This is a genomic window from Enterobacter sp. 186315 (genome assembly GCF_053290175.1).
In genome coordinates, this window is sequence record NZ_JBPTTK010000003.1 from 314,512 (window position 1) to 328,971 (window position 14,460).

General features: G+C 57.0%; 13 protein-coding genes. 4 read left to right on the forward strand and 9 right to left on the reverse strand.

All coding sequences use genetic code 11. The annotated features are described in order from the left end of the window. Positions 1 to 33: 33 nt before the first annotated feature. Positions 34 to 1,845 carry a phosphogluconate dehydratase gene (gene edd / locus ACSVHP_RS05620; RefSeq protein WP_234674454.1) on the reverse strand — a complete coding sequence of 604 codons (1,812 nt, stop codon included), beginning with the start codon at positions 1,843 to 1,845 and terminating at the stop codon, positions 34 to 36. 233 nt (positions 1,846 to 2,078) lie between these two features. Then, a complete protein-coding gene (zwf, locus tag ACSVHP_RS05625) occupies positions 2,079 to 3,554 on the reverse strand; it encodes a glucose-6-phosphate dehydrogenase (protein WP_234674453.1) in 1,476 nt (491 codons plus the stop codon). Between the two features lie 355 nt (positions 3,555 to 3,909). Here zwf and ACSVHP_RS05630 point away from each other — a divergent pair, with 355 nt between their 5' ends. Both ACSVHP_RS05630 and pyk read left to right on the forward strand, forming a co-directional pair. Beyond that, positions 3,910 to 4,779, forward strand: coding sequence for a MurR/RpiR family transcriptional regulator (locus ACSVHP_RS05630; RefSeq protein ID WP_234674452.1), 870 nt, complete (start codon positions 3,910 to 3,912; stop codon positions 4,777 to 4,779). Between the two features lie 120 nt (positions 4,780 to 4,899). After that, positions 4,900 to 6,342, forward strand: coding sequence for a pyruvate kinase (pyk, locus tag ACSVHP_RS05635; protein ID WP_234674451.1), 1,443 nt, complete (start codon positions 4,900 to 4,902; stop codon positions 6,340 to 6,342). 45 nt (positions 6,343 to 6,387) lie between these two features. On the opposite strand, the gene lpxM is transcribed toward pyk, so the two are convergent. From lpxM to znuA, 3 genes are all read right to left on the reverse strand, one after another. Continuing rightward, on the reverse strand, positions 6,388 to 7,359 hold the full coding sequence (gene lpxM, locus ACSVHP_RS05640; protein WP_417314292.1) for a lauroyl-Kdo(2)-lipid IV(A) myristoyltransferase: 972 nt from the start codon (positions 7,357 to 7,359) through the stop codon (positions 6,388 to 6,390). A gap of 120 nt (positions 7,360 to 7,479) precedes the next feature. After that, positions 7,480 to 8,799, reverse strand: a complete 1,320-nt coding sequence (mepM, locus tag ACSVHP_RS05645) for a murein DD-endopeptidase MepM (protein WP_234674449.1) — start codon at positions 8,797 to 8,799, stop codon at positions 7,480 to 7,482. 15 nt (positions 8,800 to 8,814) lie between these two features. After that, positions 8,815 to 9,759: a zinc ABC transporter substrate-binding protein ZnuA gene (gene znuA / locus ACSVHP_RS05650; protein WP_447551260.1), complete on the reverse strand. Its 945-nt coding sequence runs from the start codon at positions 9,757 to 9,759 to the stop codon at positions 8,815 to 8,817. Between the two features lie 77 nt (positions 9,760 to 9,836). On the opposite strand from znuA, the gene znuC reads away from it, so the two are divergent. After that, complete coding sequence (znuC, locus tag ACSVHP_RS05655) at positions 9,837 to 10,592, forward strand: zinc ABC transporter ATP-binding protein ZnuC (RefSeq protein ID WP_417314294.1); 756 nt, start codon at positions 9,837 to 9,839, stop codon at positions 10,590 to 10,592. Beyond that, on the forward strand, positions 10,589 to 11,374 hold the full coding sequence (gene znuB, locus ACSVHP_RS05660) for a zinc ABC transporter permease subunit ZnuB (RefSeq protein ID WP_417314296.1): 786 nt from the start codon (positions 10,589 to 10,591) through the stop codon (positions 11,372 to 11,374). Before znuC ends, znuB begins: the two co-directional genes overlap by 4 nt. Before the next feature lie 59 nt (positions 11,375 to 11,433). On the opposite strand, the gene ruvB is transcribed toward znuB, so the two are convergent. The 4 genes from ruvB to ACSVHP_RS05680 form a co-directional block, all read right to left on the reverse strand. Then, the gene (ruvB, locus tag ACSVHP_RS05665) at positions 11,434 to 12,444 is read right to left on the reverse strand and encodes a Holliday junction branch migration DNA helicase RuvB (protein ID WP_234674446.1); all 1,011 of its coding nucleotides are present in this window, start codon (positions 12,442 to 12,444) and stop codon (positions 11,434 to 11,436) included. A gap of 8 nt (positions 12,445 to 12,452) precedes the next feature. Beyond that, positions 12,453 to 13,064, reverse strand: coding sequence for a Holliday junction branch migration protein RuvA (gene ruvA / locus ACSVHP_RS05670; protein ID WP_234674445.1), 612 nt, complete (start codon positions 13,062 to 13,064; stop codon positions 12,453 to 12,455). Between the two features lie 81 nt (positions 13,065 to 13,145). Beyond that, positions 13,146 to 13,667, reverse strand: coding sequence for a crossover junction endodeoxyribonuclease RuvC (gene ruvC, locus ACSVHP_RS05675; RefSeq protein WP_006176048.1), 522 nt, complete (start codon positions 13,665 to 13,667; stop codon positions 13,146 to 13,148). 34 nt (positions 13,668 to 13,701) lie between these two features. Continuing rightward, a complete protein-coding gene (locus ACSVHP_RS05680) occupies positions 13,702 to 14,442 on the reverse strand; it encodes a YebC/PmpR family DNA-binding transcriptional regulator (protein WP_234674444.1) in 741 nt (246 codons plus the stop codon). Positions 14,443 to 14,460 lie beyond the last annotated feature (18 nt).

Here is a 14,460-nt window from a genome sequence, read left to right on the forward strand (position 1 = left end):
GTTTCTCTCGCCAGATCGATAATTCAAGTCGTCTTAAAACGTAATACAGGTCGCGCCCTGTTCCGCACCGGAAAGATTCTCGCGCAGCGCGCTGAACATTTCACGCCCCGTACCGACCCGCGACGCGCGCAGGTCAGGAATATGTGGCTGACGGGCAGCCAGTTCGGCCTCATCCACCAGCAGGGTCAGTTCACCTGTCTGGCCGTTGACGCGGATCGTATCGCCATCGCGTACTTTTGCCAGCAGTCCGCCGTCGTAGGCTTCCGGGGTGACGTGGATTGCTGATGGCACTTTACCTGATGCACCGGAGAGTCGTCCATCGGTCACCAGCGCAATTTTGAAACGGCGGTCCAATAATACACCAAGCGGTGGCATAAGTTTATGTAATTCTGGCATGCCGTTCGCTTTTGGCCCCTGATGACGGACCACGACCACGCAATCTTTGTCGAGAAGACCCGCGTCGAAGGCGGGCAGAACGTCGTGCTGGCTCTCGAAGACCACGGCTGGCGCTTCAATCACCTGGTTCTCTTCCGGCACGGCGGAGGTCTTCATCACCGCGCGTCCCAGGTTGCCGCTCAGCACCTTGGTGCCGCCGTGCGGGGAGAACGGCTTATCGATCGTGGCGATAACCTGCGCATCCAGAGACTCGCTCGCCCCTTCACGCCAGTCCAGCTCGCCGTTGTTCAGCCACGGCTCCAGGGTGTAACGCTTCAGGCCGAAGCCCGCCACGGTGTTGACATCTTCATGCAGCAGACCGCCCTTCAGCAGCTCGCGCATCAGCACCGGCACGCCGCCCGCCGCCTGGAAGTGGTTGATATCTGCCGGGCCGTTCGGGTACAGACGCGCCATCAGCGGCACCACGGAGGAGATATCGGAGAAGTCATCCCAGTTAATCAGAATGCCCGCCGCGCGCGCCATCGCCACCATATGCATGGTGTGGTTGGTCGAGCCGCCGGTCGCCAGCAGCGCGACGATACCGTTGACGATCACCTTCTCGTCAACCATCTTGCCCATCGGCATCCACTCGTTGCCGTTGCCGGTGAGGCGCGTCACCTGACGAGCCGCCGCTTCGGTCAGCGCCTGACGCAGCGGGGCATCCGGCTGAATAAAGGACGAGCCAGGAAGCTGCATCCCCATAAATTCCACCACCATCTGGTTGGTGTTCGCCGTCCCGTAGAAGGTACAGGTGCCCGGCGCATGGTAAGAGGCCGCTTCCGCTTCCAGCAGCGCCTGGCGATCGGCCTTGCCTTCCGCATACAGCTGGCGAATACGCACTTTCTCTTTGTTCGGCAGACCGCTTGCCATCGGGCCTGACGGCACGAAGATGGCAGGAAGATGGCCAAACGAGAGCGCCGCCATCACCAGGCCCGGGACAATTTTGTCGCACACGCCGAGATAGAGCGCGCCGTCGAACATGTTATGTGAGAGGCCCACCGCCGCAGACATGGCAATCACTTCGCGGCTCAGCAGGGAGAGCTCCATGCCGTCCTGGCCCTGAGTCACCCCGTCGCACATTGCCGGCACGCCGCCCGCAACCTGCCCGACGGCATTCACGCTGTGCAGCGCGTTACGGATGATATTTGGGTAGACCTCATACGGCTGGTGCGCGGAAAGCATGTCGTTATAGGCGGTAATGATGGCGATATTGTTACGCAGCATGCTTTTCAGCGCGTCTTTATCACCCGGCTGGCAGGCGGCAAAGCCGTGCGCCAGGTTACCGCAGGCCAGCTGGGAGCGGTGAACGGTTTCAGTTTTGGCCTGTTCGATGCGGGCGAGGTAGGCAGAACGGGTCTCTTTTGAGCGCTCAGCAATGCGCTGTGTTACGCGTAACAATGTCGGATTCATAAAAGCTCCTCAAATTTATCTGTCCGTGCTCGGGAGTTTACAAAGTGTATTGCAGTCGTTAACAACGCTGAAACGCTTGCTGTCCGGAGCTCAGGGGCAAAATCACTTCCGGCAGTGTAATAAAAAAAGCTCCGTGGGTGAATCCACACGGAGCTTAAAAGAAGAAAAAAGTGTCGCTGGCTGTGCCAGATCATGTTACCGGTAAAATAACACCTCCGGATTAGAGGGAAATCTTACTCAAACTCGTTCCAGGAGCGGCCATCGCGGGTGATCATCGCCACAGACGCGACAGGTCCCCACGTTCCCGCCTGATACGGTTTCGGTGCATCCTGATCCGCAGCCCAGGCTTCGGTAATGGAGTCAACCCATTTCCACGCCTCTTCCACTTCATCACGACGCACGAACAGCGCCTGAATGCCACGCATTGTTTCAAGCAGCAGACGCTCGTAAGCATCGGCCAGGTGCGTTTCGTTGAAGGTTTCGGAGTAGCTCAGATCGAGCTTGGTGGTTTGCAGGTTGTGCTTATGATCAAGCCCTGGCACCTTGTTGAGGATCTGGATATCCACGCCTTCGTCCGGTTGCAGACGAATGGTCAGCTTGTTCTGCGGCAGCTCCTGCCAGGACTCTTTGAACAGGTTCAGTTCCGGGTTTTTGAAGTACACCACCACTTCAGAACACTTGGTTGGCAGACGTTTACCGGTACGCAGGTAAAACGGCACGCCGGACCAGCGCCAGTTATCGATATCCACGCGGATAGCGACAAAGGTTTCGGTGCTGCTGGTTTTGTTCGCGCCCTCTTCTTCCAGATAGCCAGGCACTTTTTTGCCCTGAGCAAAGCCGGAGGTGTACTGACCGCGCACGGTTTTTTCGCGCACGTTTGAGCGATCGATGCGGCGCAGGGATTTCAGCACCTTCACTTTTTCGTCGCGGATGCTGTCAGCAGAGAGATCGGACGGCGGAGACATGGCGATCATGCAGAGAATTTGCAGCAGGTGGTTCTGGATCATGTCGCGCATCTGACCAGCCTGGTCGAAGTAACCCCAGCGGCCCTCAATGCCCACCTCTTCGGCCACGGTAATTTCCACGTGATCGATAGTGCGGTTGTCCCAGTTGTTTACGAACAGGGAGTTAGCAAAGCGCAGCGCCAGCAGGTTCAGTACGGTCTCTTTACCGAGGTAGTGGTCGATACGGTACACCTGGCACTCTTCGAAATACTCGCCCACCTGGTCGTTGATTTCGCGGGAGGTAGCAAGAGAGGTGCCCAATGGTTTTTCCATCACCACGCGCGCCGGTTTGGCGTTCAGCTTCGCTTCACCGAGCCCTTTGCAGATGGCGCCGAAGGTGCTTGGCGGCATGGCGAAATAGTTGATGGTGACGCGTTTTTCCTGGTCCAGCATTGCGCTCAGACGGCTAAATGCGCTCACGTCGTTCACGTCCAGGTTGCAGAAATCGAGGCGTCCGCTCAGCGTGTCCCACAACGCTTCATCGATTTTCTCTTTCATGAAGGTTTCGAGCGCTTCACGCACGACTTTGGTATATGCGTCCTTGTCCCAGTCAGCGCGGCCGACGCCCAGGATACGGGTGTCCGGATGAAGCTGGCCCGCTTTTTCCAGTTGATACAGGGAAGGCAGCAATTTACGGCGTGCAAGATCGCCTTTCGCGCCGAAAATGACCAGGTCACATGCCTGGGCTGTTTGCGTTACCGCCATGTCATTCTCCTCAGTTAGATAACCTGGTACTTCTGCCAGGCATCGTTGTAATTTTATTACAATGCACTGTACTGCTTTTACGTCATTCCCGAAACCATTAGCGCTTAACGTCACGTGCGATACCGTGATTTTTCACACCTTTAGGGCGTAATAATCGGAAACGTCGTGGGATCCGTTGAATCTTTGTACTCGCGAGCCATTGCAAAACCCGACAGCGATCAAGTTATGAAAAAAAACAACAACATTTCTTGTCGTACATTACCCTTTATAGAGATCGCAGGGGTAATATCGGCTAAATCGAATCAGGATTTCATCGATTAATAAAATCGTTTTCACCCATGAGCGCTTGTTACTAATGAACATGCTGGAAAAAATCCAGTTTCAACTGGAACACCTTAGCAAATCCGAGCGAAAAGTGGCTGAAGTTATTCTCGCCTCGCCCGCTCAGGCCATTCATTCAAGCATCGCCGCTCTGGCGCAGGAGTCGGGCGTCAGCGAGCCGACGGTTAACCGATTCTGCCGCAGCCTCGAAACCCGAGGCTTCCCCGATTTTAAACTGCATCTGGCGCAAAGTCTGGCAAACGGTACGCCCTATGTTAATCGCAATGTCGATGAAGACGACAGCGTTGATGCCTACACTGCCAAAATTTTCGAATCCGCGATGGCCACGCTCGACCATGTGCGCCAGTCGCTGGATATGGCCTCGGTAAACCGGGCGGTGGATCTGCTGACGCAGGCCAAAAAAATCGCCTTCTTCGGCCTGGGTTCGTCGGCGGCGGTGGCGCACGACGCCATGAATAAATTCTTCCGCTTCAATGTCCCGGTGATTTATTCCGATGACATTGTCCTGCAACGCATGAGCTGTATGAACTGTAGCGAAGATGACGTTGTGGTGCTTATCTCACATACCGGGCGCACCAAGAGCCAGGTCGAGCTGGCGCAGCTGGCGCGGGAAAACGACGCGATGGTCATTGCGCTCACCACGGCAGGCACGCCGCTGGCGCGAGAAGCCACGCTCGCCATTACTCTTGATGTGCCGGAAGACACGGATATGTATATGCCGATGGTGTCGCGTCTGGCGCAGCTGACGGTGATTGACGTGCTGGCGACCGGCTTTACCCTGCGTCGCGGGGCAAAATTCAGAGATAACTTGAAGCGTGTCAAGGAAGCGCTCAAGGAATCGCGTTTTGATAAAGAATTGCTTATAAAGAGCGATGTTCCCTAAAAGTTAAAACTACGTTATACGATTCACGGCATTCGGTCCGTTCACGGCTGCCTTGCAGCGCGCAGAACCCCGATTTCATGTTCACGCAACACCAAGATGTTTCAGTCAACGGAGTATTACATGTCCAGAAGGCTTCGCAGAACCAAGATCGTTACCACCTTAGGCCCGGCTACCGATCGCGATAATAACCTCGAAAAAATTATCGCCGCAGGCGCCAACGTGGTGCGTATGAACTTCTCTCACGGTACGCCAGAAGACCATAAATTACGCGCAGATAAGGTACGTGAGATCGCGGCAAAACTGGGTCGCCATGTGGCTATCCTCGGTGACCTGCAAGGGCCGAAAATCCGCGTATCGACTTTTAAAGAGGGCAAAGTGTTCCTCAACGTCGGAGACAAATTCCTGCTGGATGCCAACCTGAGCAAAGGCGAAGGCGACAAAGAGAAAGTGGGTATCGACTATAAAGGTCTGCCTGCCGACGTGGTCACGGGCGATATCCTGCTGCTCGACGACGGTCGCGTTCAGCTGAAAGTGCTGGAAGTTCAGGGGATGAAGGTGTTCACCGAAGTCACCGTCGGCGGCCCGCTCTCCAACAACAAAGGCATCAACAAGCTCGGCGGCGGCCTCTCTGCGGAAGCGCTGACCGAGAAAGACAAGGCCGACATCGTGACGGCGGCCCAGATTGGCGTGGACTACCTGGCCGTTTCCTTCCCGCGCTGCGGTGAAGACCTGAACTACGCTCGCCGCCTGGCGCGTGACGCAGGCTGCGATGCGAAAATCGTTGCCAAAGTTGAGCGTGCGGAAGCGGTGTGCGATCAGGATGCGATGGACGATGTGATCCTGGCCTCTGACGTGGTGATGGTCGCCCGTGGCGATCTGGGCGTTGAAATTGGCGATCCTGAGCTGGTCGGGATCCAGAAAGCGCTGATCCGCCGCGCGCGTCAGCTGAACCGTGCGGTGATCACCGCCACCCAGATGATGGAATCCATGATCACCAACCCTATGCCCACCCGCGCAGAAGTCATGGACGTGGCAAACGCCGTGCTGGACGGGACCGATGCGGTGATGCTGTCTGCGGAAACCGCAGCAGGCCAGTATCCGGCTGAAACCGTGGCGGCGATGGCGCGCGTCTGTCTGGGCGCGGAGAAGATCCCAAGCATCAACGTGTCTAAACACCGTTTGGACATTCAGTTCGACAACGTGGAAGAAGCCATTGCGATGTCGGCGATGTACGCGGCTAACCACCTGAAAGGGGTTACTGCCATCATCACCATGACCGAATCAGGCCGTACCGCGCTGATGACCTCGCGTATCAGCTCCGGTCTGCCGATCTTCGCCATGTCCCGTCACGAGCGCACGCTGAACCTGACCGCTCTGTATCGCGGCGTGACCCCGGTCTACTTCGACAGCAACAACGATGGCGTGGCCGCTGCCAACGATGCGGTTAACCTGCTGCGCGACAAAGGCTATCTGGTGTCCGGTGATATCGTTATCGTGACCCAGGGTGACGTGATGAGCACCATCGGCTCCACCAACACCACCCGCGTGATGACCGTCGAGTAATCGGCCCTGAGTTAAAAAGCCCTCTCCGTTAAGAGAGGGCTTTTTTTATTTCTTCGGGAAAAGCTCTTTGCGTTTGTAAGGCTCTTTTTCGCCCGGCCTGCGCGTTTTCAGCAGCTTTAATATCCACGTGTACTGTTCGGTATGCGGCCCCACCAGAAGCTCCACCTCTTCGTTCATGCGACGGGCGATGGTGTTATCGTCGGCGGTCAGCAGATCGTCCATCGGCGGGCGTACTTCGATGGTCAGGCGGTGAGTTTTACCGTCATAAATCGGGAAGAGTGGGATAACGCGGGCGCGGCACACCTTCATCAGTCTGCCAATCGCGGGCAGCGTCGCTTTGTAGGTGGCAAAGAAATCCACAAACTCGCTGTGCTCCGGCCCGTGATCCTGATCCGGCAGGTAGTAGCCCCAGTAGCCCTGACGCACGGACTGAATAAAGGGTTTAATGCCGTCATTACGCGCGTGAAGGCGACCGCCAAAGCGACGACGAACGGTATTCCAGACGAAATCGAAAATCTTGTTGCCCTGATTGTGGAACATCGCCGCCATTTTCTGGCCCTGTGAGGCCATCAGCATCGCCGGGATATCCACGCCCCAGCCGTGCGGCACCAGGAAAATCACCTTCTCGTCGTTGCGACGCATCTCATCGATAATCTCCTGCCCTTTCCAGTCAACGCGGCTAATCAGCTTCTCGGGCCCGCGCAGCGCCAGCTCGGCCATCATCGCCATCGCCTGCGGCGCGGTGGTGTACATGGCATCGATAATCGCTTCGCGCTCGGCATCGCTTTTTTCAGGGAAACAGTAATAGAGGTTGATCTGCGCGCGACGACGGGCGCTTTTACCCATGCGCCCCGCCAGACGGCCTATTTTCCCGAGAATGGGATCGCGCACGGAGGCAGGCAGCAGCGCCATACCGGCAAACGCATACACCCCCAGCCAGGCGCCCCAGTTGCGGGGATGGCGAAACGACGGCTCAAACTCAGGAATGTACTCACTGTTATTTTTTTTAGTTTCCATGCTGATTCCAGGAAAGTGACGCGAAAAAAAGAATAATGCGGATAGTGTAGCGAGGCTGGCGCTCTGGCACAAAAGAAAAAGCCGGCGCGCGCGGGCACCGGCTTGTTGATTAACGCGACCTTAGTCGAAGCGCAGCTGTGGCATCACTTCTTTAACCTGCGCCAGGTAATCCGTACGATCTTTACCGGTCAGCCCTTCGGTGCGCGGCAGTTTCGCCGTTAACGGGTTCACCGCCTGCTGGTTGATCCACACTTCATAGTGCAGGTGCGGCCCGGTAGAACGCCCGGTATTCCCGGACAACGCGATACGGTCACCGCGCTTCACTTTCTGTCCAGGCTTAACCAGCAGCTTGCGCAGGTGCATGTAACGGGTGGTGTAGGTACGACCGTGACGCACGGCAACGTAATAGCCTGCTGCCCCGCTGCGTTTCGCCATGACCACTTCACCGTCACCCACCGCCAGCACCGGCGTACCCTGCGGCATCGCGAAGTCAACGCCGCGGTGCGGCGCAACGCGCCCGGTAACCGGGTTCAGACGACGCGGATTAAAGTTGGAGGAAACGCGGAACTGCTTCGCGGTCGGGAAGCGCAGGAAGCCCTTCGCCAGGCCCGTACCGTTGCGATCGTAGAACTTGCCGTCTTCGGCGCGGATGGCGTAGTAATCTTTACCGTCTGAACGCAGACGAACGCCCAGCAGCTGGCTCTGTTCACGTTTGCCGTCGAGCATTTCGCGGGACATCAGCACCGAGAACTCGTCGCCTTTTTTCAGCTTACGGAAGTCCATCTGCCACTGCATCGCTTTGATGACCGAGCTGATTTCCGCGCTGGTGAGGCCCGCGTCGCGTGCTGCGCTGACAAAGCTCGCGCCCACGGTGCCTTTCAGCACGCTGTTCACCCAGTCGCCCTGCTGCATTTCGCTGGTCATTTTGAAACCGTTTGCCGTGCGGTCGTAGGTGCGGGTTTCACGGCGGGACATTTCCCACGTCAGGCGCTGTAAATCGCCGTCTGCGGTTAAGGTCCAGGAGAGCTGCTGGCCAATCTTGAGGTTACGCAGATCTTTGTCGGACGCGGCGAGCTGGCTGATATCCCCCATGTCGATACCGTACTGGTTGAGCACGCTGCTCAGGGTATCGCCGGTGGAGACAACATATTCATGGATGCCGGCTTCGTTCTGGATTTTGTCATCCAGCTCATCCTGAGGAATGGCTTCATCTTCCTGGGCTGCCTGGTCGATAGGCTCGCTGGCTTCAGGCAGTAAAGAACGGATCTCGCTCTTTTCAAGCTCGATGGTTTTGATGATAGGGGCAGAACTCGGGTGGTAAACATAGGGCCGCCAGACGGCGACCGCTAAGGTGAGAACTGTAAGAGACCCCAGCATAACGCGATGGGGTCGAGGCAGATTGTTAAATGCCAGAGCGACAGAGCGGGCTATCTGTTGCACGTATTCACTTCCTCGTTAATCTCCTTTCAGGCAGCTCGCATACTGGTTCGCCAGTTGGCTGAGGAACTGCGAGTAGCTCGCTTTGCTCAACTGGATATTCGTTCCTAGCGGGTCAAGGGTACCCATGCGCACGGATGTTCCCCTGGCCACGGCTTCTACGACCGCTGGCCTGAACTGTGGCTCAGCAAAAACGCATGTCGCTTTCTGCTCAACCAACTGTGTTCTGATTTCATGTAAACGCTGCGCACCAGGCTGAATTTCCGGGTTAACGGTGAAGTGACCCAGCGGGGTCAAACCGTAGTGTTTTTCGTAGTAGCCATAGGCGTCATGAAAAACGAAATACCCTTTTCCTTTCAGCGGTGCCAGCTCGGTACCTACCTGCTTGTCGGTTGCGGCTAAAGAAGCCTCAAAATCCTTCAGGTTGGCGTCAAGTTTGGCTCGACTTTGCGGCATAAGTTCCACTAATTTGTCGTGGATTGCAACCGCCGAAAGCCGCGCTATCTCTGGGGACAACCAAAGATGCATGTTGTACTCGCCGTGATGGTGATGGTCGTCACCTTTTTCATCGCCAGCATGGTCGTGGTCATGTTCGTCACCGTCGTCATCAGCCCCTTTCATGAGCAACGGTTTCACGCCAGACAGTTCGGCAATAGCGACCTGTTTATTCGCGGCCACCTGTTTAGCCGACTTTTGCATAAACGCTTCCATCTCTGGACCAATCCAGACCACTAAGTCTGCGTTTTGTAAGCGTTTTACATCAGACGGGCGCAGGGAATAATCGTGCTCAGAGGCCCCATCAGGCAGTAAAACCAGGGTCTCTGTAACGCCGTCTGCGATAGCAGAAGCGATAAATCCAAGCGGTTTAAGCGAAGCGACAACGGCAGCGTTAACATCTTGTGCTGTTGTACCCCAAAGGGCAGCGGATAATGCTGCGAAAAGAAGCGTATTTTTATGTAACATAATGCGACTAATCATCGTAATAAGTTCGGTGAATGTGATATTATAACATTCGATGACTTCTGCAAGCTTAAATTGACATGACGACTTTGGTTACTCTCGAAAATATTTCTGTCTCATTCGGCCAGCGCCGCGTCCTCTCTGACGTGTCGCTGGATTTGAAGCCCGGTAAAATTCTGACGCTGCTCGGGCCAAACGGTGCGGGGAAATCTACCCTGGTGCGCGTGGTGCTCGGTCTGGTAGCACCTGATACAGGCGTGATCAAACGCGATAACGGCCTGCGTATTGGCTATGTGCCGCAGAAATTACATCTCGACGCCACGCTGCCGCTGACGGTAAGCCGCTTTCTGCGCCTGCGTCCGGGCACGCGTAAAGCCGATATTTTGCCTGCGCTTAAACGCGTGCAGGCCGGTCATCTGGTTGACGCGCCGATGCAAAAACTTTCCGGCGGTGAAACCCAGCGCGTACTGTTGGCGCGCGCGCTGCTGAGCAGCCCGCAATTGCTGGTGCTCGACGAACCGACCCAGGGCGTCGACGTCAACGGTCAGGTTGCGCTGTACGATTTAATCGATCAGCTGCGCCGTGAACTTAACTGCGCGGTGCTGATGGTGTCCCACGACCTGCATCTGGTGATGGCGAAAACCGACGAGGTGCTGTGCCTTAATCACCACATCTGCTGTTCAGGCACGCCGGAAGTGGTGTCGATGCACCCTGAATTTATCTCTATGTTTGGCCCGCGCGGCGCCGAACAGCTTGGCATTTATCGCCACCAACATAATCACCGCCATGATTTGCAGGGACGAATTGTCCTGCGCCGGGGAAATGGACACTCATGATTGAACTGCTTTTGCCCGGCTGGCTGGCCGGGATTATGCTCGCCTGCGCCGCAGGTCCGCTTGGCTCGTTTGTGGTGTGGCGCAGAATGTCCTATTTCGGCGACACCCTGGCACACGCCTCTCTGCTCGGCGTTGCGTTTGGCCTGCTGCTGAACGTGAACCCGTTCTACGCGGTGATCGTCGTCACCCTGTTACTGGCCGCTGGCCTGGTCTGGCTGGAAAAGCGCCCTCACCTCGCTATCGATACCCTGCTCGGCATTATGGCGCACAGCGCGCTGTCGCTGGGGCTGGTGGTGGTGAGTTTGATGTCCAACATCCGCGTTGACCTGATGGCCTACCTGTTCGGGGATTTACTGGCGGTGACGCCGGAAGATCTGATCTCTATCGCGATTGGCGTGGTGGTGGTGCTGGCTATCCTGCTCTGGCAGTGGCGAAACCTGCTCGCCATGACCGTCAGCCCGGATCTGGCGTTTGTTGACGGCGTGAAGCTCCAGCGCGTGAAGCTGCTGCTGATGCTGGTGACGGCGTTAACCATCGGCGTGGCGATGAAGTTTGTCGGCGCACTGATTATCACCTCCCTGCTGATCATTCCAGCCGCGACGGCGCGTCGGTTTGCGCGCACGCCGGAGCAGATGGCGGGCATCGCGGTAATTATCGGAATGATTGCGGTAACGGGCGGGTTAACCTTCTCGGCGTTTTACGATACGCCTGCCGGGCCGTCGGTGGTGCTGTGTGCGGCGGTGCTGTTTATTTTCAGCATGATGAAGAAGACCGCAAGTTGACATCGAGGGCGCTGATGCCCTCACCCTAACCCTCTCCCACAGGGAGAGGGGATTAAACATTAAGGCATTGCTGGTGGGGTGATCCCGAAATGAGTCCACGCCCGCACCGTTGCCATACGCCCGCGCGGCGTGCGTTGCAGGAAGCCCTGCTGGATCAGATACGGCTCCAGCACGTCCTCGATGGTTTCGCGCTCTTCCCCGATAGCCGCCGCCAGGTTATCCAGCCCAACGGGCCCGCCGAAGAATTTATCAAGCACCGCCAGCAGCAGCTTGCGGTCCATATAGTCGAAACCTTCGGCGTCCACGTTCAGCATGTCCAGCGCCTGTGCGGCGATTTCGGCGGAAATGGTGCCGTCGTGCTTCACCTCTGCAAAGTCACGCACGCGGCGCAGCAGGCGGTTGGCGATACGCGGCGTACCGCGCGAGCGCTTCGCCACCTCAAACGCCCCTTCTTCGCTCATCTCCAGCCCCATATAGCGCGCGCTGCGGCCAACGATATGCTGGAGATCGGGCACCTGATAAAACTCCAGGCGCTGCACAATGCCGAAGCGGTCGCGCAGCGGCGAGGTCAGTGACCCGGCGCGAGTGGTTGCGCCAATCAGGGTAAACGGCGGGAGATCGATTTTGATGGAGCGCGCCGCGGGACCTTCGCCAATCATGATATCCAGCTGATAGTCTTCCATCGCCGGATAGAGCACCTCTTCCACCACCGGAGAGAGGCGGTGAATTTCATCGATAAAGAGGACGTCGTGAGGTTCAAGATTGGTCAGCATCGCCGCCAGATCGCCCGCTTTTTCCAGCACTGGCCCGGAGGTGGTGCGCAGGTTGACGCCCATTTCGTTAGCGACAATGTTTGCCAGGGTAGTTTTACCCAGCCCCGGCGGGCCAAAAATCAGCAGGTGATCGAGCGCATCGCCGCGCAGCTTTGCCGCCTGGATGAAGATTTCCATCTGGGAACGGACCTGCGGCTGCCCAATATACTCATCAAGCAGCTTCGGGCGGATCGCACGATCCACCACGTCTTCTGCCTGAAGGGTGCCTGCCGATACCAGGCGGTCTGCTTCAATCATCCTTTACCTCACAATGCAGCGCGGAGCGCTTCACGAATCAGGGTTTCACTGCTGGCGTCCGGTTTGGCAATTTTGCTCACCATACGGCTGGCTTCCTGAGGTTTATAGCCCAGCGCCACCAGCGCGGCAACCGCTTCCTGCTCGGCGTCATCCGTCGCTGGCGCGCCCGGCGAAGTGAGCACCAGGTCAGCGGCAGGCGTAAACAGATCGCCGTGCAGGCCCTTAAAGCGGTCTTTCATTTCGACGATCAGGCGCTCAGCGGTTTTCTTGCCGATACCCGGAAGCTTAACCAGCGCGGCAGGATCTTCACGCTCAACGGCGTTTACGAACTGCTGGGCGTTCATGCCGGACAGGATAGCCAGCGCCAGCTTCGGACCGACGCCGTTGGTCTTGATCAGCTCGCGGAACAGGGTGCGTTCCTGCTTATCGTTAAAGCCGTAAAGCAGTTGGGCATCTTCACGTACCACAAACTGCGTAAAGACGATCGCCTCTTTGCCAGCGTCCGGCAGCTCGTAGAAGCAGGTCATCGGCATATGGACTTCATAGCCCACGCCACCCACTTCCAGCAGCACTAACGGGGGTTGTTTTTCAAGGATGATGCCTCTGAGTCTGCCTATCACGTGACGCTCCTGCGTTCTGTAAGAAGTTTTGCTGCGGGTATAATAAAAAAAGGCTGGATAAACATCCAGCCTGATTTGTCATTATCGTAACCTGCCTCGCGCCAGATTGAGCCGCGACTCGCTCATTTGCATCGCGTTCTGGCTGACATGACAGTGGGTAATGGCGATGGCCAGCGCATCGGCGGCATCGGCCTGGGGATTCGCGGGGAGCTTCAGCAGCGTGCGCACCATGTGCTGCACCTGGCTTTTCTCGGCGCTACCAATCCCAACCACCGTCTGTTTAACCTGCCTTGCGGCGTATTCGAACACCGGCAGATCCTGATTCACCGCAGCCACAATCGCCACGCCGCGCGCCTGACCGAGCTTTAACGCGGAGTCCGCATTTTTCGCCATAAAGACCTGCTCGATGGCGAAATAGTCCGGCTGGAACTGGGTGATGATCTCCGACACGCCTGCGTAGATAAGCTTCAGGCGCGACGGCAGATCGTCCACTTTAGTGCGGATACAGCCGCTGCCGAGGTAGGTTAACTGGCGTCCAACCTGACGGATGACGCCATAACCGGTAATGCGTGAGCCGGGGTCAATCCCGAGGATAATCGACATCACGCTTCTCCCGCAAAGGGTTCAGGCTGGCGCATTACAGCGTCGCAGCCACCTCATCAGAGATTTCACCGTTGTGGTAAACTTCCTGCACGTCGTCGCAATCTTCGAGCATGTCGATCAGACGCAGCAGTTTCGGTGCCGTTTCCGCATCCATATCCGCTTTGGTAGACGGGATCATCGACACTTCCGCGTTGTCCGCTTTCAGGCCAGCCGCTTCCAGCGCGTCACGCACCGCGCCCAACTCTTCCCACGCGGTGTACACGTCGATAGCACCGTCATCGAAGGTGACAACGTCTTCCGCACCCGCTTCCAGCGCCGCTTCCATGATCGCGTCTTCGTCGCCTTTCTCGAAGGAGATAACGCCTTTTTTGCTGAACAGGTAAGCAACGGAACCGTCTGTGCCCAGGTTGCCACCGGTTTTGGTGAACGCGTGGCGCACTTCGGCAACGGTACGGTTACGGTTGTCAGACAGACATTCAACCATCACCGCGGTACCGCCAGGGCCGTAACCTTCATAAATGATGGTTTCCATGTTCGCGTCTTCATCACCGCCCACGCCGCGCGCGATTGCACGGTTCAGGGTGTCACGCGTCATGTTATTAGACAGGGCTTTATCAATCGCCGCGCGCAGACGTGGGTTAGAGCCCGCATCGCCGCCGCCCAGACGTGCTGCTGTCACCAGTTCACGAATGATTTTGGTAAAGATTTTACCGCGCTTGGCATCCTGTGCCGCTTTGCGGTGTTTAGTGTTGGCCCACTTACTATGACCTGCCATAAAAATATCCTCAAAGAG

Excerpts from the sequence above, each read along its gene's own strand:
- edd (WP_234674454.1), bottom strand. The coding sequence starts at position 1,845 with ATGAATCCGACATTGTTACGCGTAACACAGCGCATTGCTGAGCGCTCA.
- zwf (WP_234674453.1), bottom strand. The coding sequence starts at position 3,554 with ATGGCGGTAACGCAAACAGCCCAGGCATGTGACCTGGTCATTTTCGGC.
- ACSVHP_RS05630 (WP_234674452.1), top strand. The coding sequence starts at position 3,910 with ATGAACATGCTGGAAAAAATCCAGTTTCAACTGGAACACCTTAGCAAA.
- pyk (WP_234674451.1), top strand. The coding sequence starts at position 4,900 with ATGTCCAGAAGGCTTCGCAGAACCAAGATCGTTACCACCTTAGGCCCG.
- lpxM (WP_417314292.1), bottom strand. The coding sequence starts at position 7,359 with ATGGAAACTAAAAAAAATAACAGTGAGTACATTCCTGAGTTTGAGCCG.
- znuA (WP_447551260.1), bottom strand. The coding sequence starts at position 9,759 with ATGTTACATAAAAATACGCTTCTTTTCGCAGCATTATCCGCTGCCCTT.
- znuC (WP_417314294.1), top strand. The coding sequence starts at position 9,837 with ATGACGACTTTGGTTACTCTCGAAAATATTTCTGTCTCATTCGGCCAG.
- znuB (WP_417314296.1), top strand. The coding sequence starts at position 10,589 with ATGATTGAACTGCTTTTGCCCGGCTGGCTGGCCGGGATTATGCTCGCC.
- ruvB (WP_234674446.1), bottom strand. The coding sequence starts at position 12,444 with ATGATTGAAGCAGACCGCCTGGTATCGGCAGGCACCCTTCAGGCAGAA.
- ruvC (WP_006176048.1), bottom strand. The coding sequence starts at position 13,667 with ATGTCGATTATCCTCGGGATTGACCCCGGCTCACGCATTACCGGTTAT.
- ACSVHP_RS05680 (WP_234674444.1), bottom strand. The coding sequence starts at position 14,442 with ATGGCAGGTCATAGTAAGTGGGCCAACACTAAACACCGCAAAGCGGCA.